This window comes from Streptomyces sp. NPDC028289, from assembly GCF_055565975.1.
In genome coordinates this window covers 215,086-234,826 of the sequence record NZ_JBVHTI010000010.1, presented here as the reverse complement: position 1 = coordinate 234,826, position 19,741 = coordinate 215,086, and the positions used below count along the sequence as shown (strand labels likewise).

The 19,741-nt window shown below is 72.3% G+C and carries 20 protein-coding genes; 6 read left to right on the top strand and 14 right to left on the bottom strand.

Annotated features, from left to right (window positions below):
• Positions 1-19: 19 nt before the first annotated feature.
• Positions 20-709, top strand: a complete 690-nt coding sequence (locus ACZ4UV_RS43485; RefSeq protein WP_451017192.1) for a gamma-glutamyl-gamma-aminobutyrate hydrolase family protein — start codon at positions 20-22, stop codon at positions 707-709.
• Here the strand turns inward: ACZ4UV_RS43485 and ACZ4UV_RS43480 are convergent.
• The 3 genes from ACZ4UV_RS43480 to ACZ4UV_RS43470 all read right to left on the bottom strand — a co-directional run bounded on the left by ACZ4UV_RS43480 (position 693) and on the right by ACZ4UV_RS43470 (position 3,338).
• Positions 693-1,649 (bottom strand): aminoglycoside phosphotransferase family protein, encoded by a 957-nt coding sequence (locus ACZ4UV_RS43480; RefSeq protein ID WP_451017193.1) that lies wholly within the window; start codon positions 1,647-1,649, stop codon positions 693-695. The genes ACZ4UV_RS43485 and ACZ4UV_RS43480 overlap by 17 nt on opposite strands.
• Before the next feature lie 132 nt (positions 1,650-1,781).
• Positions 1,782-2,342, bottom strand: coding sequence for a hypothetical protein (locus ACZ4UV_RS43475; RefSeq protein ID WP_451017194.1), 561 nt, complete (start codon positions 2,340-2,342; stop codon positions 1,782-1,784).
• Between the two features lie 75 nt (positions 2,343-2,417).
• On the bottom strand, positions 2,418-3,338 hold the full coding sequence (locus ACZ4UV_RS43470; RefSeq protein WP_451017195.1) for a LysR family transcriptional regulator: 921 nt from the start codon (positions 3,336-3,338) through the stop codon (positions 2,418-2,420).
• A 70-nt stretch (positions 3,339-3,408) separates the two neighbouring features.
• Between ACZ4UV_RS43470 and ACZ4UV_RS43465 the strand changes: the two genes are divergently transcribed.
• Complete coding sequence (locus tag ACZ4UV_RS43465) at positions 3,409-4,527, top strand: TDT family transporter (RefSeq protein WP_467845908.1); 1,119 nt, start codon at positions 3,409-3,411, stop codon at positions 4,525-4,527.
• Here the strand turns inward: ACZ4UV_RS43465 and ACZ4UV_RS43460 are convergent.
• Both ACZ4UV_RS43460 and ACZ4UV_RS43455 read right to left on the bottom strand, forming a co-directional pair.
• Positions 4,439-5,146, bottom strand: a complete 708-nt coding sequence (locus tag ACZ4UV_RS43460; protein WP_451017197.1) for a helical backbone metal receptor — start codon at positions 5,144-5,146, stop codon at positions 4,439-4,441. The genes ACZ4UV_RS43465 and ACZ4UV_RS43460 overlap by 89 nt on opposite strands.
• Positions 5,147-5,255: 109 nt before the next feature.
• The gene (locus ACZ4UV_RS43455; protein WP_351490264.1) at positions 5,256-5,828 is read right to left on the bottom strand and encodes a helix-turn-helix domain-containing protein; all 573 of its coding nucleotides are present in this window, start codon (positions 5,826-5,828) and stop codon (positions 5,256-5,258) included.
• An 827-nt stretch (positions 5,829-6,655) separates the two neighbouring features.
• Between ACZ4UV_RS43455 and ACZ4UV_RS43450 the strand changes: the two genes are divergently transcribed.
• Entirely contained in the window at positions 6,656-7,585 is a 930-nt protein-coding gene (locus ACZ4UV_RS43450; RefSeq protein WP_351490298.1) for a 5'-3' exonuclease, read from the top strand.
• Positions 7,586-7,701: 116 nt separating this feature from the next.
• The gene (locus ACZ4UV_RS43445; protein WP_451017198.1) at positions 7,702-8,547 is read left to right on the top strand and encodes a siderophore-interacting protein; all 846 of its coding nucleotides are present in this window, start codon (positions 7,702-7,704) and stop codon (positions 8,545-8,547) included.
• A gap of 90 nt (positions 8,548-8,637) precedes the next feature.
• Here ACZ4UV_RS43445 and ACZ4UV_RS43440 read toward each other — a convergent pair whose 3' ends face one another.
• The 3 genes from ACZ4UV_RS43440 to ACZ4UV_RS43430 all read right to left on the bottom strand — a co-directional run bounded on the left by ACZ4UV_RS43440 (position 8,638) and on the right by ACZ4UV_RS43430 (position 11,260).
• Complete coding sequence (locus ACZ4UV_RS43440) at positions 8,638-9,414, bottom strand: ABC transporter permease (protein ID WP_451017199.1); 777 nt, start codon at positions 9,412-9,414, stop codon at positions 8,638-8,640.
• On the bottom strand, positions 9,411-10,427 hold the full coding sequence (locus ACZ4UV_RS43435) for an ABC transporter ATP-binding protein (protein ID WP_390046238.1): 1,017 nt from the start codon (positions 10,425-10,427) through the stop codon (positions 9,411-9,413). Before ACZ4UV_RS43435 ends, ACZ4UV_RS43440 begins: the two co-directional genes overlap by 4 nt.
• A gap of 197 nt (positions 10,428-10,624) precedes the next feature.
• Positions 10,625-11,260 carry a PadR family transcriptional regulator gene (locus ACZ4UV_RS43430; protein ID WP_294002736.1) on the bottom strand — a complete coding sequence of 212 codons (636 nt, stop codon included), beginning with the start codon at positions 11,258-11,260 and terminating at the stop codon, positions 10,625-10,627.
• Between the two features lie 237 nt (positions 11,261-11,497).
• On the opposite strand from ACZ4UV_RS43430, the gene ACZ4UV_RS43425 reads away from it, so the two are divergent.
• Both ACZ4UV_RS43425 and ACZ4UV_RS43420 read left to right on the top strand, forming a co-directional pair.
• The gene (locus ACZ4UV_RS43425) at positions 11,498-13,024 is read left to right on the top strand and encodes an amino acid permease (RefSeq protein ID WP_467845888.1); all 1,527 of its coding nucleotides are present in this window, start codon (positions 11,498-11,500) and stop codon (positions 13,022-13,024) included.
• A gap of 84 nt (positions 13,025-13,108) precedes the next feature.
• Entirely contained in the window at positions 13,109-14,065 is a 957-nt protein-coding gene (locus ACZ4UV_RS43420; RefSeq protein ID WP_467845886.1) for an RluA family pseudouridine synthase, read from the top strand.
• Here the strand turns inward: ACZ4UV_RS43420 and ACZ4UV_RS43415 are convergent.
• The 6 genes from ACZ4UV_RS43415 to ACZ4UV_RS43390 form a co-directional block, all read right to left on the bottom strand.
• A complete protein-coding gene (locus tag ACZ4UV_RS43415) occupies positions 14,062-15,540 on the bottom strand; it encodes a cytochrome P450 (RefSeq protein WP_451017202.1) in 1,479 nt (492 codons plus the stop codon). The two genes, ACZ4UV_RS43420 and ACZ4UV_RS43415, sit on opposite strands and share 4 nt — an antisense overlap.
• 59 nt (positions 15,541-15,599) lie before the next feature.
• Positions 15,600-16,220 carry a GTP-binding protein gene (locus tag ACZ4UV_RS43410; RefSeq protein ID WP_390046228.1) on the bottom strand — a complete coding sequence of 207 codons (621 nt, stop codon included), beginning with the start codon at positions 16,218-16,220 and terminating at the stop codon, positions 15,600-15,602.
• Positions 16,201-16,629 (bottom strand): DUF742 domain-containing protein, encoded by a 429-nt coding sequence (locus ACZ4UV_RS43405; protein ID WP_451017203.1) that lies wholly within the window; start codon positions 16,627-16,629, stop codon positions 16,201-16,203. Before ACZ4UV_RS43405 ends, ACZ4UV_RS43410 begins: the two co-directional genes overlap by 20 nt.
• Entirely contained in the window at positions 16,626-17,033 is a 408-nt protein-coding gene (locus ACZ4UV_RS43400) for a roadblock/LC7 domain-containing protein (protein ID WP_089103096.1), read from the bottom strand. Before ACZ4UV_RS43400 ends, ACZ4UV_RS43405 begins: the two co-directional genes overlap by 4 nt.
• The gene (locus ACZ4UV_RS43395) at positions 17,030-18,652 is read right to left on the bottom strand and encodes a sensor histidine kinase (protein WP_390046224.1); all 1,623 of its coding nucleotides are present in this window, start codon (positions 18,650-18,652) and stop codon (positions 17,030-17,032) included. Before ACZ4UV_RS43395 ends, ACZ4UV_RS43400 begins: the two co-directional genes overlap by 4 nt.
• A gap of 334 nt (positions 18,653-18,986) precedes the next feature.
• Positions 18,987-19,613 (bottom strand): TetR/AcrR family transcriptional regulator, encoded by a 627-nt coding sequence (locus tag ACZ4UV_RS43390; RefSeq protein WP_351490233.1) that lies wholly within the window; start codon positions 19,611-19,613, stop codon positions 18,987-18,989.
• Positions 19,614-19,741: the final 128 nt, after the last annotated feature.

The window sequence follows — 19,741 nt, the reverse complement described above, 5'->3', positions numbered from 1 at the left end:
TGTGACTCGGGAGGGGCCCATGACCGGACGGCCGCTGATCGGTGTGAGCACGTACCTGGAGGCCGGGACGCGCTGGGGCGTCTGGGAGCTGGAGGCGGCGCTGCTGCCGGCCGACTACCCACGGCTGGTCCAGCGGGCGGGCGGCCTGGCGGCCATGCTGCCGCCGGACGCGCCGGAGCACGCGGCGGCGACGGTGGCCCGGCTGGACGGCCTGGTGATCGCGGGCGGCCCGGACGTCGAGCCGGTCCGCTACGGCGCCGAACCCGACCCCCGCACCGGCCGCCCCGACCGGCCCCGGGACGCGTGGGAGCTGGCCCTGATCGACGCGGCGCTGGCCGCGGGCGTCCCGCTGCTCGGCATCTGCCGGGGCATGCAGCTCCTGAACGTCGCGCTCGGCGGGACCCTGGTCCAGCACATCGACGGTCACGCGGAGACACCCGGTGTCTTCGGCCACCACCCCGTCAAGCCGGTCCCCGGCACGCTGTACGCCGCCACGGTCCCCGAGGAGACGTCGGTCCCCACCTTCCACCACCAGGCGGTGGACCGCCTCGGGACGGAGCTGGTGGCCTCGGCCCACGCCACGGACGACGGCACCATCGAGGCGGTCGAACTGCCCGCCGGGCGCGGCTGGGTCCTCGGCGTCCAGTGGCATCCGGAGATGGGCGAGGACCTGCGGGTGATGCGGGCGCTGGTCACAGCCGCGTCCTGAGCCAGGCCAGAGCCGCGTCGCCCTGGGCGCGCTGGAACGGGCGCAGGGCCGGCAGACCGGGCGGCGCCGGCCGCACCGAGTGCGCCAGGAAGAACCCCGTGAGTGCGGCCAGGGCGGCGGTGACCCTGGCCGGATCCGCGTCCCGCCCGAGCGGATGCGCCGCGAAGACCCGCTCCGGGTCCGGGCCGCCCTGTGCCCGCACGCACGGCAGCATCACGAGGAGGTCGAACCAGGCGACGGCTCGCACCGCGTGCGGCCAGTCGACGAAGACCACCGCGCCGTCGGCGGTGAGCAGCATGTTGTCGGCCCGCAGGTCGGCGTGGGCGAGGGTGTCACCGGTGACGGACTCGGGCCAGGCAGCGGCGAGTCCGGCCAGTTCCGCGAGGTGCGACACGGTCCAGTCGTCCAGACCGCCGAGGGCTTCCGCGGGCCCCTCGGCCAGCTCGCGCCAGCCGTCGAAGGAGTCCGCGAGGTGCTCAGCGGCGGGCGGGGCGTCGACCGGAGACGGGGTGAGGGCACGGCCGAGGGCGGCCACGGCGTCCAGGACGCGGCCGAGTTCCCCGGCGCGCCAGGGGATGTGCGGCTGCCGCCCGTCGACCTCCTCGAAGACGAGGGCCACCCAGGTCCCGTCGTCGTAGCTCCCGAGCAGCCGGGGTGCGGGCACGGTGGCGGGGAGGGCCGCGGCGTTACGGGCCTCCGCGCGGTGCAGGGCGGGGCTGTGCGGGTTGCTGTCGGCGCTGACCGCCTTGACGAACGCGGCCCGGCCGGCGGCCGTGCGGACTCTGGCGGCGACCCCCGGGGAGAAGCCACCGGGTTGGGTGACGGCGTGGACGACGGGGGCGCCCCCGAGGAACTCGGCGACAGCGCCACGGACGGCGGCGGGCAGCGCCTCCCAGGGCGCGCGGGCACCTTCGGCGGGCGGGGCGGTGGGGGTCGGCATGAACGGATGGTGCAGGGCGGGAGCAAGACGCCGCCACGCCTTTTCACCCCGCCGCCCGCACCGCTCCGGTCCTCAGGAGCGCCGCAGGATCCCTTCCCGTCCTCAGGAGCGCCGCAGGATCAGCTCCTGCCCTCAGTGGTGCCGCAGGCCGGCCGCCTCGGCCAGTGACTCCCGGTCGTCCGCGTCCAGCCCAGCGCCGGCCAGCAGTTCCTCGTCGGCCAGCAGACGTCGCACCCACACCGCGTCGGCGGCGAACACCGCTCGGCAACGGGCCCGTTCGGGATGGTCCTGCTCAAGGCCGCCGATCGCCAGGTGCCGGGCGTTGCCGGGGTCGGTCGGCGCCGACAGGACGGCGGCCACCAGCAGGATCCCGAGCAACTCGGTCCGGCGCGGGACCGACGGATCGGCGGTCAGCCGCAGCAGGTACGGGACGACGGCGGGCATCGCGGCGCTGATGGACATCGGTCCTGACATCACAACCCAGTCCAGGGCTCGTTCGGCCGACTCCGCCGCGTCGGGATCGAGCAGCCCGCGCAGGACGGCCGGGACGTCGTCGGGGCAGCCGGGGATGGACGTCCACTCCACGTCGTCGCACCCTTCGAGCGCCGGATGCGGAGCAGTCGCCCGCTTCAGGTGCGGGTGCGCGGCCGTCAGCGCCGCTGTCGCGACCACGGCTGCGGCCTCGTGGTCCACCCTGCACACCAGCGTGCCCCCCGTCCGCCGTTCTCGGTGACTGGAGGGGAAGGTACCGAATCCCGCGCGCGCAGGTCAGCTCCGGGTGAGGGAGAGCAGCTCTCGGGCCGGGCCCGTGGGGCGGTGGCCGGTCGGCCATACCGCCCGTAGGTCCCGGCGCAACGCCACCCCGTCCACCGGGATGCTGACCAGCCGTCGCATCGACAGCTCCTCCCCCACCGCCAGTTCGCTGAGGACCGCCGGGCCCGCGCCGCTGACCGCCGAGGCCTTCACGGCCGTGGTCGACGACAGTTCGATCAGCGGGCGGGCGAGGCCGCCCAGTGCCGCGTCGAGGACCTGGCGGGTGCCGGAGCCGCGTTCGCGGAGGATGAGAGGCGTGGCCGCCAGCTCCTCCGCGGCGAGCGGGCGCCGGCGGCGGGCCCAGGGGTGGGCGGGGGCGACCACGACGATCAGACGGTCGTGGGCTATCACCGCCGAGTCCAGGCCGTGCGGGACCGTCAGGCCCTCCACGAAACCCAGGTCCGCCTCGTCCCCGAGCAGCCGTTCCGCCACCGCCGCCGAGTTGCCGGCGAGCAGGGACACCGCCGTGTCGGGGCGCTGGGCGCGCAGCGCGAGCAGCCAGCCGGGGAGCAGGTACTCGGCGATGGTCATGCTCGCCGCGACCCGCAGCCGCGAGTCCCGCCGGTCCCGGAGCGCCTGGGTCCCCGCGTCGAAGGCCTCCGCCGCCTCCACCACCCGCCGCGCCCAGTCGGTCACCAGCGCCCCCGCGTCCGTGAGCCGGGAGCCGCGCGGTGAACGGTCGACCAGGGCCACACCCAGCTGCCGTTCCATGGACCGGATCCGGCTGCTGGCCGCCGGCTGGGTGATACCGACCTCCCGCGCCGCCGCCCCGAGACTGCCCAGCCGCGCCACCGCCAGCAGCAGCTCCAGCGCGCCGAGATCCGGCACCCGGTGCGCCAGCGTGCCGCCGCCCGCCCGCTCCTCCGTCTCGCTCATAAGACCAGCTTATGCCCCCATAGAGACGGACTCCCTGGTAGCGGGCCCACGGCGGCGGGACGGTGGACTCATGGTCACCGCAGTCCGGTATCTCGGCCCCAACTGGTACGCGTCCGTCATGGGCACCGCGGCCCTCGCCCTCGGCGGCGTCGCGCTCGGCGCCGACGGTCCGCGCGAGCTCTTCGTCGGCGTCTGGGCACTGTCCCTGCTGCAACTGCTGGTCCTGCTGGTCGCCCGGGCCCTGCACTGGGCCCACCACCGCGACCAGGCCCTCGCCCACCTCCGCGACCCCGCGGTCGCCCCGTTCTACGGCTGCCTCTCCATGGCCCTGCTCGCCGTCGGCGGCGGCGCCCTCGCCCTCGGGCGGGACTGGATCGGCGAGCCGGCCGCCGTCGTGCTCGACTCCGTGCTGTTCGCCGCCGGTACCGCCGTGGGGCTCGTGGCCGCCGTCGCCGTGCCCTACCTGCTGGCGGTGCGGCACCGTGTCGAGCCCGGTCAGGCCTCCCCGGCGTGGCTGCTGCCGCTGGTCGCGCCCATGGTGTCGGCGGCGCTGGGGCCCCAGCTGGTCCCGCATCTGCCGCCCGGCCAGCCCCGTGCGGCCATGCTCTACGGCTGCTTCGCGCTCTTCGGGCTGAGCCTGCTGGCCACGCTGCTGATGCTGGCGCTCGTCTTCGCCCGGCTGGTCACCGGCGGCCCGCTGCCGCTCGCGCTGACGCCGACGATCTTCCTGGTGCTGGGCCCGCTCGGGCAGTCGACGACGGCGGTGGGCGCCTTCGCGGACCTCGCCCCCGGGGTCGTACCGGCACCGTACGCGGCCGGTTTCAGCCTCCTCGCCGTGCTGTACGGCGTTCCGGTCATGGGGTTCGCGCTGCTGTGGCTGGCGCTGGCGACCGCGCACGTGGTGCGGGCCCGGCGGCACGGCATGCGGTTCGCCATGACGTGGTGGGCCTTCACCTTCCCCGTGGGCACGTGCGTCACGGGCGCCGCCGCGCTCGGGCGGCACACCGGGCTCGCCGGCTACCACTGGCTGGCGGCGGCTCTGTACGGCCTGCTCGTCGGCGGCTGGCTCGCGGCCGCCTCCGGCACCGTCCGCGGGCTGCTCAGCGGAGAGCTGCTCGCAGGGCCTCGCCCAGCACCCGTGGCGCCTCGGCCAGTGACGGTCCGTACCACGTCAGGTGCCGTCCGCTGAGCAGTGCGCACGGCAGCCCGGGGAACGCCTCCGGGCCGTCCGCGGCGGTGAAGCGGTAGGGCTCGTCCGGGAGGACGACCAGGTCGGGGGCCGCGTCGAGCAGTTCCCCGACCGGGATCCGGGGATAGCGCTCGGGGTGGCCCTCGAAGAGGTTGCGTACCCCCAGCCGGGCCAGCACATCACCCGCGAACGTGTCCCTCCCCAGGACCATCCACGGCCGCCGCCAGATCGGTACGACCGCCGTGGCGGAGGGCTCGCGCACCGGTGCCGACCACGCCTGCTCCGCCTCGTCCAGCCAGCGGGGGCGGCCGCCCGCCCCGCACGCGGCCAGCACCCGGGCCAGCTCGCGGAAGGCCTGCGGCACGTCCCGCACCTCCGTGACCAGGACCGCCACGCCGGCGGTGCGCAGGGCGTCGAGGTCGGGGGCGCGGTTCTCCTCCTCGTTGGCGACCACCAGGTCGGGGGTGAGGGCGAGGATGCGGTCGAGGGCGGGGTTCTTGGTGCCGCCGACGCGGGTGACGTCGAGGCCGGCCGGGTGAGTGCACCAGTCGGTGACGCCGACGAGGACCTCGGGGAGCGTTTCTGCGATTGCCTCGGTGAGGGAGGGGACCAGGGACACTACGCGCCGTGGTCCTGTGCGGGTGCGTGGGGGCTGGTCGCGCAGTTCCCCGCGCCCCTTTCGGGGCGCTGCAGACGAGGACGCTGCAGAAGTTCCGGGCCGGGGTGCTTCAGCGCTGGCGATCGTGGACTGCCTCGATGTGTTCCGCCACCGCCACCACGACGACCCGGGTGTCCGGGACCGTCGCGCGCCAGCGGTGGCGGACTCCGCCGGTGAGGTAGAGGGTGTCGCCGCGGCCGAGGCGGTAGGCGCGGCCCTCGGCCTCGACCTCCACGGCGCCGTCGGCGACGTACATCAACTCGTCGTTGCGGTGCTGGAATTCGCGGCCGGCGTCGTGGTCGCCGGTGAACTCCGAGGCGTGCAGCTGGTGGTGACCGCGGACCAGGGAACGCACCTGGGGCGCGAAGTCCGGCTCGGTGGTGGCGTCGGCGCGTACGACGTCGACGCTGCACGCCGGGTCGGCGGCGGCCAGGAGTTCGACGGCCGTGGTGCGCAGGGCGTCGGCGAGCTTCTCCAGGGAGGTGCGGCTGGGGCGGGCCCTGTCGTTCTCGACCTGGCTCAGGAAGGGCACCGACAGGCCGCTGCGTTCGGCCACGACGGCGAGGGTGAGCTCCAGCGCGCGGCGGCGCCGCCGCACTGCCGCGCCCACCCGCACGGGCTGCTGGTCTTTGTGGTCGCCCATCGCTGCGGCTCCCTCCTTCGCTCGTCGTTCCGTCCTTCGGGTGCCCGGCTCCGGCCGGGCCCCTCCTGATGGGTTCTCTGCACCCTACGCATGTTCGGCAAACCGTTTCAGGCGGCCGTCACATCCCTGTCACGTCCGGTGAGCGCGACCCTCACAGTTCGCGCCAGTACACGAGCCCGTCGGACGCACCGGGCGCGAACTCCTCCTTCGGGATGAACGCGCTGACCAGGAGGGCCGGACGGCCGCCGGGGTCGGTGACCGGCGCCGCCGACGGGTGGGCGGAGGCGCGGCTGCCGCCGGGCGTGCGCGGGCTCAGCCGGCCCGGCCCGGCCGGAGGCGGCGTCGTAGGCGTACGTGGACCAGCTCCCGAAGCCGTACCGCAGGCGCCGGCCCTCGATCAGGACGAGGGGCCGCCCCACGAGTTCGACGCGCGAACGGTCGCCGATGTTCCCGGCGGCGCCCCAGGCGAGGAGTGCCTGGTCGAGGCGGTGATCCGGGCCGGCCCGCCAGACGGTGAAGTCCCTCAGGGCGGCCCGTCGTTACCGGTCGGTGGCGCAGTCGGCGCGGTAGTGGCCGGCCGGTTCCACGGTGTCGCCGTGGACCGCGGTGACGTCGGGGTGCCCTCGGCGCACCGGGACAGGGTGCGGGCGCGTCGAACGCACGGTCGGCCGTTCCGGCCGGCAGGGCGGAAAGGCTTGGGCAGTGCCGTAGCGCTACGTGGTTGGCCGGATCCTTTTCGTAGGCAGGGCCCCTTCCACGCTGCCGTCGGGGTGCGGGGAGGGCCGGCCGGTGCCGGGAGCCGGTCGCCGTCAGTGCCGTACGGCATGATGCCTGGCGTGACCGCACGACTGATGCTTCTCGACACCGCCTCCCTGTACTTCCGCGCCTACTTCGGCGTCCCGGACTCCGTGAGGGCGCCGGACGGCACGCCGGTGAACGCCGTGCGCGGGCTGCTGGACTTCATCGACCGGCTGGTCAAGGACCACCGGCCGGACCTGCTGGTGGCCTGCATGGACGCGGACTGGCGGCCGCAGTGGCGGGTCGACCTCATCCCCTCCTACAAGGCGCACCGGGTCGCCGAGGAGCACGAGACGGGACCGGACGAGGAGGAGGTGCCGGACACCCTCTCCCCGCAGGTGCCGGTCATCGAGGAGGTGCTGGACGCGCTCGGCATCGCCCGGGTCGGTGTCGCCGGGTACGAGGCCGACGACGTGATCGGCACCTTCACCGCGCGCGCCGCGGGCCCGGTGGACATCGTCACCGGCGACCGCGACCTCTACCAGCTGGTGGACGACGCGCGCGGGGTCCGGGTGCTGTACCCGCTGAAGGGCGTCGGCACCCTGCAGACGACCGACGAGGCGTGGCTGCGCGAGAAGTATGGCGTGGACGGAGGCGGGTACGCGGACCTGGCACTGCTGCGCGGCGACCCGAGCGACGGGCTGCCGGGCGTGCCGGGCATCGGTGAGAAGACGGCCGCGAAGCTCCTCGCCGAGTTCGGCGACCTGGCCGGGATCATGGCCGCGGTCGACGACCCGAAGGCGAAGCTCACGCCGTCGCAGCGCAAGCGGCTGGACGAGGCCCGGCCGTATGTCGCCGTGGCGCCGAAGGTGGTCCGGGTCGCCGGCGACGTACCGCTGCCGGACGTCGCCACGGCACTGCCGAAGGCCCCCCGGGACCCGGCGCAGTTGAACACCCTGGCCGCCCGCTGGGGCCTGGGCGGCTCGCTGAACCGCCTGCTGGCGACACTGGAAGCCTGACGCCCGAAGGAATTCTTCCGGCAAAACCCGCTCATCAAGTGTTCATGGAAGAGGTGTTAACTGGGAAGGAGGTGCTAACTTAGGTAAACCTAACCAATTGAGCAGGGAGGCCGGTCATGGCAGAGCGCCCGGGACGTAAGCCGCGTAAGCCCCATTCCGCTCAGGTGGTGCGCACCGAACGGCTGAGCCCGCACATGCAGCGCGTGGTCCTCGGCGGTGAGGGGCTGGCCGGCTTCGCCGCGGACACCTGCACCGACCATTACGTGAAGCTCCTCTTCGGGCCGGCGGGCGTCACCTACCCGGAGCCCTTCGACCTGGAGCAGATCCGGGCCGAGTTCCCCCGCGAGCACTGGCCGGTGACCCGGACCTACACCGTGCGCTCCTGGAATGCCGAGCACCGGGAGCTGACCCTGGACTTCGTGGTGCACGGCGACGAGGGCCTGGCCGGGCCGTGGGCCTGCCGTGTCCAGCCCGGCGAGACCGTGCGCTTCATGGGCCCCGGCGGCGCCTACGCCCCCGACACGGGCGCCGACTGGCACCTGCTCGCCGGCGACGAGAGCGCGCTGCCCGCGATCGCCCGGGCGCTGGAGTCCCTGCCGGCCGGGTCGAAGGCGTTCGCCTTCCTCGAGGTCTCCGGCCCCGAGGAGGAGCAGAAGATCGACTCCGATGTGGAGGTCGTCTGGCTGCACCGGGGCGAACGGCCGGTCGGCGAGGCCCTGGTCGCCGCCGTACGGGCGCTGGACTTCCCGGAGGGCCGGGTGCACGCCTTCGTACACGGCGAGGCGAGCTTCGTGAAGGAGCTGCGGGCGCTGCTGCGCGTGGAGCGCCAGATCCCGCGCGAGGACCTGTCGATCTCCGGCTACTGGCGCCTCGGGCACAACGAGGACGGCTGGCAGGCCTCCAAGCGCGAGTGGAACGCCCGGATCGAGGCGGAGCAGGAGGGCGGCGCCGCCGCGGCCTGAGCAGACCGGCCACACCGCGGACCGGCGGCACCTCACGAGAAGTGCCGCCGCTCTTCGCCGGTCACACCGACCGCCGGTACGACGCGTCGGTCACACCGACCGCTGGTACGACCTGAAGGTCCTGATCGACAGCCACACGGCCGCCACCGCCAGCGCCAGCAGCGCCCCGCCGCGGCCGAGCACCGCACCCCAGTCGGGGTCCGCCGACAGCGCCGAACGGCTCGCCACCATCGCCCAGTTGAGCGGGTTGAAGTCGGCTATGTGCCGCATCCAGCCGGGCATCTGGGACGGTGCCATGAAGGCGCTGGAGAGGAAGGTCAGCGGGAGCAGCAGGAAGGTGTTGATCCCGATGATCGACTCCCGCTCCCGCACCAGCATGCCGAGCGCGTTGGACAGCGCGCCGAAGATCGTGCCGAGCAGCACGGCGGACACCAGCAGGACGGCTATGCCACCGGTCCCGCCGGGGTAGTCGGCGCCGCCCAGCAGGCCGAGCAGCACGATGATCAGCGACTGGCCTGCGGTGACCAGGCCGTTGTTCACCACGTTGCCGTTCATCAGCGCGGCCCTGCTGACCGGTGTGGTCAGGAAGCGGTTGAGGGTGCCGCGCTGGATCTCCTCCAAGGTGCCCATGCCCGCCCACATGTTGGAGCTGAGGGCGCTCATCACGACCACGCCCGGCACCAGGTAGTCGAGGTAGGACGTGGTGCCGAAGCCGCCGAGCTCGACGACCTTCTTGAACAGGTTGCCGAACAGGAACAGCCAGATCACCGGTTGAATCAGGGTGATGACGGCGAACGCCGGCTGCCGGGCGAACACCACCAGCTGACGCTGGGTCATGAACCAGGTCTGGGACACGGCGTTGCTCATCGCGCACCTCCGGTCAGGGCGAGGGCGCCGGAGCCGTCGGCGGTGTCGGCCTCGGCGTACCGACGGCCCGCGTACCGCAGGTAGACGTCGTCGAGGGAGGGCCGGGCGACGGTCGCGGCGACCACGGTCACCCCGGCCCGCTCCAGGGCGGCCAGCAGCGCAGGCATCGCGGCTGCCCCGTCGTCGGCGCGGGCGCTGATCCGGCGCCCGTCGAACAGCGCCTCGTGCACGCCCGACAGCCCGGTCAGCGCGCCTGTGAGCAGGGTGCGGCCGGCTTCCCCGGGTGCCTCCCGCAGCTCCACGTGGACGGCGTCGCCGCGCAGTTCGCCTTTGAGGGAGTCCGGGGTGCCCTCGACCACGACCCGGCCGCGGTCGACGATCGCGATCCGCTCGGCGAGCCGGTCGGCCTCCTCCAGGTAGTGCGTGGTGAGCAGGATGGTCAGGCCCTCCTGGCCTGCCAGCCGGCCGATCTCGTCCCACATCGCGGTCCGGGCCTCGGGGTCGAGACCGGTGGTGGGCTCGTCCAGGAAGAGCACCTCGGGGCGGTGGACCAGGCCGAGAGCCACGTCGAGCCGGCGCCGCATGCCGCCGGAGTAGCCCTTGACCTGGCGGCCGGCGGCCTCGGTGAGGGTGAAGCGGTCCAGCAGCTCGTCGACCCGGCGGTTCAGGTCGGCGCCGCGCAGGCCGTAGAGCCTGCCCTGGAGCTGGAGGTTCTCCCGGCCGGTGGCGACCGGGTCGGCGCCGGAGTTCTGGGCGACCACGCCGATCGCGCGGCGCACCCGGTCGGGGTGGCGCAGCACGTCGTGGCCGGCCACGGTGGCGGTGCCCGAGTCGGGGCGGGCCAGAGTGGTGAGGATCTTGACGGTGGTGGACTTGCCGGCGCCGTTGGGCCCGAGAAGGCCGAAGACGGTGCCGGGTTCGACGGTGACGTCCATGCCGTTCAGCGCGGTGACGTCGCCGGGATAGGTCTTGACCAGCTGGCGCGCCTGCACTGCGGGCGCACGGGTGTTCATGACAGGGCTCTCCTGTGTGAGCGGATGACAGATGACAGGGGATGACAGCTGATCCGCATGAGGAGCACCGGGCTATCCTGGGTGTGCCGCACCTCGATCGCCCGGATCTGCCTCACGGCGGGTTCAGCTCGGGGTTCGAGACCCTGGCGGAGCTGCTGCAACAGCTCTGCCGGGGTCTGTCTCTCTCGCAGCTTCCTCTACTGCTGCTCCACCTCCGTGAACTCCGGCGGGAACTCACCGGTCTCGTGGAACCGGCGCCAGCCCTCGACGCCCGGCAGCGAACCGTCCCGTATCTCCCGCACGAAGCCGCGGACCCACTCGGTCTGCGCCTCCAGCATGTGCAGGTGGTACTCGACCTCGACGACGAAGAGCCGGGGCAGCGTCTCGTGCAGCTTCTCCAGCACGGCCCTGCCGCCGGCGACCTCCACCTCCAGGGAGCTCAGCCGCCCCTCCAGCAGGCGGGCGACCTCGTCGGGCGGCAGGGCGCCCATCAGCGAGAGCGCCGTCTCGAAGATCGGGTACTCCTTGGCCGGGACGGCCATCAGGTCGGACAGCCAGTGGACCATCTCCTCGCGCCCGGCGTCGGTGATGCCGTAGACCGTGCGCTCCGGGCGGTTGCCCTGCCGCTCCACGTCGGCGACCTCGACGAAGCCGTGCTTCTCCAGGTTCTGCATGACCGTGTAGAGCGAGCCGTAGTTGATCCGGGTGCTGGTGTCCTTGCCCTGGCGGCGCATGGTCTGGGCTATCTCGTACGGATGCATCGGCTTCTGCCAGAGGGTCGTCAGGACGACGAGCGCCAGGGGATTGCTGAGCTTGCGCCGCTTCACCGCCACAACGACCTCCTCGCCTCCGAATATCCGTGGCCGAACATATCGCGAGTCGAGCGGACTCGTCAATACACACGATGTATCGCGTCTGCGCGGGCCACGCAAGAGCGTGAGGACTTGGGCCCGCCCCGGACACGCCCGCGTGACGCGTCCGAAACAGCCGGTCCCTAATTTCTGTCGCCCGACAGGAAATCCGCGATTTCCGTCCTCGACAGGAAGTCCGCCTGACAGGCAGGTGCCGCCGTGACGACACTCGACGACCGCCCCGTGGAACCCGACGACCGCTCCCTGGAGGAGTTCGGCTACCGCCAGGAGCTGCACCGCAGCCTCGGCCGGTACGCCTCGTTCGCCGCCGGGTTCTCCTTCATCTCCGTACTGACGACCGTCTTCCAGTTCTTCGCCTTCGGGTACGCGTTCGGCGGCCCGGTCTTCTTCTGGGCCTGGCCGGCCGTGCTGGCCGGCCAGTTGCTGGTGGCCGCCTGCTTCGCCGAACTGGCCGGCCGCTACCCGATCTCCGGCGCCATCTACCAGTGGTCCTCACGCCTGTCGAACCCGTCCTTCGGCTGGTTCGCCGGCTGGATCATGGTGATCGGGCAGATCGTGGTGGTCGCGGCGGCCGCGCTCGCCCTCCAGATGGTGCTGCCCGCGCTGTGGTCCGGTTTCCAGCTGATCGGCACCGACACCGCGGTGACCTCGGCCGACGGGGCCGCCAACGCCGCCGTACTGGGCGTCGTCCTGCTGGTGCTGACCACCCTCGTGAACATCATGGACAACCGGGTGATGTCCGTGATCAACCGGGTCGGGGTGACCGCCGAGATCATCGGCGCGGTACTGATCGTCGTACTGCTGCTCACCCACTCCAAGCGCTCCCCGGGCATCACGTTCCACACCGGTACGGCCGCCGAGGGCGGTCTGCTGGGCGCTCTCCTGGTCGGCTCGTTCACGGCCGCGTACGTGATGATCGGCTTCGACAGCGCGGGCGAGATGAGCGAGGAGACGCACCACCCGCGCCGTACGGCGCCGCGCACCATCCTCACGGCGCTGACCGCCGCGGGCCTGCTCGGCGGGCTGGTCATCCTCGGCGGCCTGCTGGCCGCGCCCAGCCTGACCGACGGACACCTCGGGGTCGACGGGCTCAGCTACGTGCTCACCAGCAGCCTCGGGGACGGGGTGGGCCGGGTGCTGCTGGCCGACGTGGTGGTGGCGATCGCGGTGGCGACACTGGCGATCCAGACAGCGGCCTCGCGGATGCTGTTCTCCATGGCGCGGGACGGGCAGCTGCCGTTCGCCGGGCGGCTGGCGCGGGTGAATCCGCGTACCGGGATGCCGGGGGCGCCGGCCGTGGTGGTGGGGGTGCTGGCCGCCGTACTGCTGCTGCTCAACTTCGCGTCGCCGGACGCGTTCCTGGCGATCGGGACGACCTGCATCGTGATGCTGTACCTCGCTTACGCGATGGTGACCGGGCCGCTGCTGGTGCGGCGGCTGCGCGGGGAGTTCCGGGTCGAGGGGGCGGACGAGACCGGGGCGCCGTTGTTCTCGCTGGGGCGGTGGGGGGTGCCGGTGAACGCGGGCGCGCTGCTGTACGGGCTGGTGATGACCGTGAATCTGGCGTGGCCTCGGGGGGCGGTGTACGACCCCAGCGGGGGCCACTGGTACTTCCGGTGGTTCACCGTGCTGTTCCTGGTCGGGACAGTCGTGGTGGGCGCCGTTTGGAGGCTCACCCGGGCGGGGTCCCGAAGTGCGGTCGCTGTGCCGGAGGCTGTGGCGTAGTCGGTCGGGTGCGGGTGGAGTGCGGCTGGTCGCGCAGTTCCCCGCGCCCCCAAGGAGGGGGCGTCCGACTTACCCTTGGCCGCAATGAGACGTAAGACCGCTGCCCCGCCCTCCCCGCTCCCCCAGCGTCAAGGGGTGGACCCTGTTCGGGTGCGGTTGCCCTTCTCCGAGGAGTGGGCCACCGTCGGCGAATATCTCGTGGCCCGGCTCTCCGGAGCGGCACCCGGAGTCGTGGAAGAGATGCTGAACTCGGGGTTCGTCGTCGACGTCGACGGACAATCCGTCGCTGCACACGCCCCCTACACCCCCGGCCGCTACCTATGGTTCCACCGCGACCTGCCCTCGGAAGTTCCCGTCCCCTTCCTCCTCCGAGTCGTCCACCGGGACGATCACCTCGTCGTCGTCGACAAGCCGCACTTCCTCGCCACCACCCCCCGCGGCAGTCATGTCACCGAGACCGCTCTCGCCCGGCTGCGGCGGGAGCTGGGGATTCCCGCGCTCGGGGCCGCTCACCGGCTGGACCGGCTCACCGCCGGGCTCGTGCTGTTCACCGTGCGGCCCGAGGAGCGGGGGGCGTACCAGACGCTGTTCAGCGAGCGTCGGGTGCGCAAGGAGTACGAGGCGATCGCGCCGTACGACCCTTCGCTCGCCGTTTCCCGGACCGTGCGCAGTCGCATCCTGAAGGAGCGCGGGGTGCCCGCGGCCCGGGAGATCGACGGGGAACCCAACGCGGAGACCCTCGTCGAGCTGGTCGAACGCCGAGGTGACCTGGGGCGGTACCGGCTCACCCCGCACACCGGACAGACCCATCAACTGCGCGTGCACATGAGCGCGTTGGGTGTGCCGATCCTCGGGGATCCGCTGTATCCCGTGGTGATGGGCCCCGTGCCGGACGGCGACTTCCGGCGGCCGCTGCAACTGCTGGCGCGGCGGCTGGAGTTCACCGATCCGGTCACGAGGGTGGAGCACCGGCTGTGCAGCGGTCGGACGCTGCAGGCGTGGGAGTCGTACGAGGACTGGGCCGGGCGGCCGAGCCGCTAGCGGCCCAGCCACCAACGGCGCAGCCTGGGCCAGATCCCGCGCGGGCCGGCCGGCTCGGAGGCGGACACGGCCACCTGCGCCGCCGGCCTGGGCTCGGGGGCGGGGACCGGCTCCGGTGCTGCCGGACGGGGGATGCCGACCTGCCAGTCGGTGCGCTGCGGGGGGACGAGGGCCGGGCTCGGCATGAGGGTGACGTCCTGCTTCGGCTTGGGGTCGAAGCGCACCGGCAGTTCCACCAGGTGCCGGGAGGCGATGGAGGCGCGCCAGCGCAGCTCCTCCTCGTCGCAGTCGAGCTGGATGTCGGAGAGCCGGGTCAGCAGCTGGTCGACGCCGACGTCGGCGATGGCACGGCCGATGTCCTGGCCGGGGCATTCGTGCGGGCCGCCGCCGAAGGCCAGGTGGGAGCGGTTGCCCTGCATGTTGGCGTTCAGGTCGGGGCGGACGCGCGGGTCGACGTTGCCCGGCGCGGGCGCGTAGAGCAGTCCGTCGCCCTTGCGGATGCGCTGGCCGCCGAGTTCCGTGTCCTGCTTGGCGAAGTAGGCGAAGACGGTGCTGAACGGCGGCTCGTCCCACAGGGACTGCTCGATGGCCTCGGGCACGGTCATCTGGCCGCCGTTGAGCTGGGCACGGAAGCCGGGCTCGGTGAGGACCATGCGCAGCGCGTTGGCGAGGAGGTTGGCGGTGGTCTCGTAGGCGGCGTAGAGGACGACCCGCAGGTGCTGGGCGACCTCGTCGTCATTGAGCCCGGCCGGGTGGTTGACGAGGTGGCTGGCGAAGTCGTCCTCGGGGCGGGCCCGGCGGCGGGCGGTGAGCCGGGTCAGGCAGCCCATGACGTACTCGTTGCTGGCGATCGCGGTCTCGGTGCCCTTGAGCGCGTCCCGGGTGGCCTCCACGATCCGGTCGTTGTACTCCTCGGGCATGCCGAGCAGTTCGCACATGACGGCCATCGGCAGGTGCTCGGAGTACTGGGAGACCAGTTCGGCGCGGCCCTTCTCGCAGAACTCGTTGACCAGCAGCTGGGTGTAGCGGCCGATGAGGCGGCGGATGCTGCGGTGGTCGATGGTGGTCATGGCGCCCTGGACCGCCGTCCGCAGCCGCAGGTGTTCGTCGCCCTCGGCGTGCGAGCAGATGGGCTGCCAGGCGATGTGCGGCATGAGGGGGTGGTCGGGCTTGACCATGCCCTCGCGCAGCGGGGTCCAGATGCGGCTGTCCCGGGTGAAGACGGCGGGGGTGCGGACCATCTGGAGGTTCTCGGTGAGCCCGAGGACCACCCAGACCGGTACGTCGTCGTGGAGCAGGACGGGGGCCACGGAGCCGTGTTCCTCGCGCAGCTTCTCGTACAGCTCGCCCAGGTGGTCCGCGTCGGCGCCGTAGAGCCGCTGCAGTCCGCCGGGGCCGCGGTCGTGCGCCGGGCAGCCGGGCGGCGGGACCGGGTCCGTGCTGGCGCCGGCCGGGAGGGGGGATTCAGGCGTCACAGTGATCGCTCCGAAGAGATCCGAAAGAGTTCGAGAGAGTCCGAAATCCGAAAGGGGGGTCAGGTGAGCGCGCCGGACATGGCGAGCGAGTGCAGGAAGCGCATCAGGGTCATCAGGACGTCACGGCTGGAGGCCCGGCGGCGGGCGTCGCACTCGATGATGGGGACGTCGGGGGGCAGGTCCAGCGCGGTGCGCAGTTCCTCGACGGGGTAACGGGGCGCGTCCGGGAAGGAGTTGACGGCGACGACGAACGGCACCCCGCGCTCCTCCAGGCGCCCCATCACGTCGAAGCTGACCTCCAGGCGCCGGGTGTCGATGAGCACGACCGCGCCGAGGGCGCCTTCGAACAGGCCGTTCCACAGGAACCAGAAGCGTTCCTGGCCGGGGGTGCCGAAGAGGTAGAGGACCAGTTGGTCGGTGATGCTGATGCGGCCGAAGTCCATGGCCACGGTGGTGGCGGTCTTGGAGTCGGAGCCGTAGTTGTCGTCGACCCCGATGCCGGCCTGGGTCATGGTCTCCTCGGTGGTCAGCGGTCTGATCTCGCTGACGGAACCGACCATCGTGGTCTTGCCGACCCCGAAGCCGCCCACGATCACGATCTTCACCGCGGCCTGGGCGGTGTGCGGGAGATGGTCCTCGGTGCGGGGGCCGGGGATCGTGTCAGAGCTTTTGAAGTCCATGCATCACCGCTTCGAGAAGTGAACGGTCGGGGAGCGCCTGGCGGACGATCGGGGCGCGCGCCTGCACCAGTTCGGCCGTGATCAGCTCGGTGATCAGCGCCGTCATCGCGCTGAACGGCAGGTTGAGGTAGGCCGAGAGCTCGGCCACGGACAGCGGGGCGAGACAGAGCCGGAGCAGCGCCGCCTGCTCCGGGGTGACGGAGGGCGGTGCGGCGGCGCGCGCCACGATTAAGGTGACCAGGTCGAGTTCGGCCCGGGCGCCGTCGGCACCGCTGATGACGTAGAGCCGTTCGGGGTTCTTGTTGTCCTCGTCCTCGCCGCCGTTCTCGGGGGTCGGCGGCACGGACGGGACCGGGGGCGGAGCGAGTTCCGGCCTGGGTTGGCGCCGTTTGCGTTGCGGAGGAGTCATACGGTCTGCCCGTTCCGCCGGGGCGGACTGGTGAGGTGGGCGCCGATGCGGACGACGAGGTCGCGCATCATCTCGCTCATCCGGCCCGGTTCGCAGGTGACGTCGGCGAGCACGGCGAGGTAGGCGTTGGCACCGGCGGACATGAGGTAGAAGTAACCTCTGTCGATCTCGATCAGGACGAGGTTCATGTCCCCGTTGCTGATGGGGAGTTCCTGGGCGACGGCACTGGCCAGGCTCTGCACGCCCGCGCAGGCCGCGGCGAGCCGGTCGGCGGCGTCGGGGTCGCCGCCGTGCCGGGCGATGCGCAGGCCGTCGGCGGAGAGCACGACGATCATCTCGACGCCCGGTACGCCGTCGGCGAGTTGCTTGAGCATCCAGTCGAAGTTGCCTCGCTGCTGGATCACTTGAGGTCCCCCTCGTCGTCGGCCTCGGTGCCGGCCGGATCGTTGATCAGATGCAGGTACTTGGTGGGGTTCCGGGTGAAGTCGGTGGGGTGGACACCCGGGTTGTTCTTCTTGAGCCCCTCCCAGAACGCCTCGACCCAGAGGCCGGGTTCACGACGCTCCGGCTCCGGCTGCTCGGGCTCGGGCTCCTTGTGCTGCGACCAGATGGTCGGGTTGCCCTCGCGTTCGGCGCGCTCGATGGCGGCCTGCTCGGCGATCCGCTGACTGAGCGGCGTCTTCATCCGGCTGCGCCGCTGCGGCAGCCCGCCCGCCGTCCATTCGGTGACCTCGGGGACGTCGTCCTCCATGGAGATCCCGGCGGGGATGCGGGGGCTGGTGGGCCGGCGCCGCTTGGGCGGGCGCTTGGGGCCTTCGAGGGCGCCGAGTTCGGGCTTGGGGATGCCGGTGGCGCCGATGCCGTGGGCGATGCCGGGGGCGGGGTCGGTGGTCATCATGTCGCTGGGCACGATGAGGACGGCCCGGACGCCGCCGTAGGCGGAGGCGCGCAGCGAGACGTCCATGTTGTACGTCTTGCACAGGCGGCCCACGACGGAGAGGCCGAGGCGCGGGTTCTCGCCGAGGACCTGGATGTCCTTGCCCTGCTTGGCCTTCTCCAGCAGGCCCTCCAGACGGTCGCGGGCCTCCTCGTTGAGGGTGACGCCGGCGTCCTCGATCTCGATGCACACGCCGGACTGCACCTCGACGGCGGTGACGTGCACCTTGGTGGAGGGCGGCGAGTAGCGGGTGGCGTTGTCGAGGAGTTCGGCGGCCGCGTGGATGACCGGCTCGACGGAGGTGCCCTTGATGTTGACCTGGCAGATGGAGTGCAGCTCGATGCGCCGGTACTCCAGGATCCGGGACATGGCGCCGCGCAGCACGCTGTAGAGGGCGACGGGGTTGGGCCACTGGCGGCCGGGGCGGCCGCCGCCGAGCACGGAGACCGAGTCGGCGAGGCGTCCGATCAGCGCGGTGCCGTGGTCGATGCGCAGCAGGTCGTCGAAGACCTCGGGGTTGCGGCCGTGGTCCTCCTCCATCTCCCGCAGTTCGTGGGCCTGCTGGTGGACGATGGCCTGGACGCGCCGGGCGACGCTGACGAACGAACGCTCCAGGGAGTCGCGCTGGAGGTCCTCCTCGTCGACGATGTCGAGCATGATGCGGATCAGCCGCCGCTGCGACTCGGGGGCGTGGCGCATCCGCGGGTCGACGTCGAAGAGCTGGCGAACCACCTCTTTGGGTGACTCACCGGCCTTGAGCCGGTAGAGCGCGGTCGGGAAGACCTCCCGGCCGAGGTGCTCGATCTCCTCCTCGCTCGCGGTGAGGCGCCGTTCCAGATACGCGCTGTGACGGTCGTGCTCGGCCCGGGCGTCCCGGAGCCTACGGCCGCGGCGCACCGCTTCCGCCGCCGTCGCGAGCACCAGCAGCATGCCGACGGCCCCGCACACGCCGACGGCGACCCGGGCGGATCCCGCCACCAGGACGACGGCGGCGGCGGTCGCCGCGGCCATCAGTATGGCGGGCAGCAACAGCACGCGCGCCAGGGAAAGTTCACGGCCATCGGGAGGCGATTGCACACTCACCATGTATGCCTTCTGAGACGAATCGGCTGGGTGTCGGGGGAGCTCGTGGGGGGAAGGTTCATGGAGCAGTCTGGATCTTCCGTATGTTTGGGAACAGGCGCACGAATTCACCTCAACTCGGTGCGCCGCGGGCGAGCTTAGTCCGACCGGATCATCGCCGTGTCATATTCGGCAAGCACCTGAAAACGCCCGAAGGACTGGAGTACCCTCGGTCGTTTTACACGGAGGGCATTCATTCGAACACATCCAGTTACCACGCACGAGCGTACGAAAGTCACTCACCGTGACGAGTGAAAGGAGCCTCCGGAGCGGAACCTCCGCCGCCCCGCGAGACTCCTCAGACCCCCACGATCCGCAGCGCGGCCTCGGCCGTGGCGCGGGCGAACTCGCGGGCGGGGCGCTCGGGTTCGGAGCGGTGGACGAGGATGACACCCTCGATCAGCCCGAAGACGAGATCGGTCCGCAGCTCCAGCTCCCCCTTGGCCAGCGCCCCGCCGGCCGCCGTACCGGCGATCAGCTGCCGGTAGGCGTCCTTGAGTTCGGCGCGTACGGCGTGGAAGCCGGCGAACCGTTCGGTGTGCACCTCGGGCAGCAGGTAGAGCGCGCCGAGATTGTGCGGCCCGGCGCACAGCAGCTCCACGTCGGCCCGGCACAGGACCCGCAGCCGCTCCTCGGCCGGTGTCGCATCGTCGGCGAGCAGCTCGCGCGCGCAGGCCAGGGACGGCGTGACGGTGGACTCAAGCAGCTCGGCGAGGAGTTCCTCCTTGCCGGAGACGTAGTGGTACATCGACGCCTGCCGCATGCCCGCCCGCTCGGCGACGGCCCGGGTGGTGGTGGCCGCGTAGCCACGGGTGGTGAACAACTCGGCGGCCGCCGCGAGCAGTTCGGCCCGCGGCTCGAGACCGCTGTCCGGTCGCTGCGCGGCCCGCGGCCGGCCGACCCGGCGGCCACTGCTCGTCCCCATGCGTTCGATCCTCGCACACGACGCCGTACGGCGATCACGCCGACGCCGCGACCACTGGACCGCCGCACCCGGTGAGCCCTCGGTAACCGGGCCGGAACGCGACGGCAACGCCGCCGACCCGACCCGCC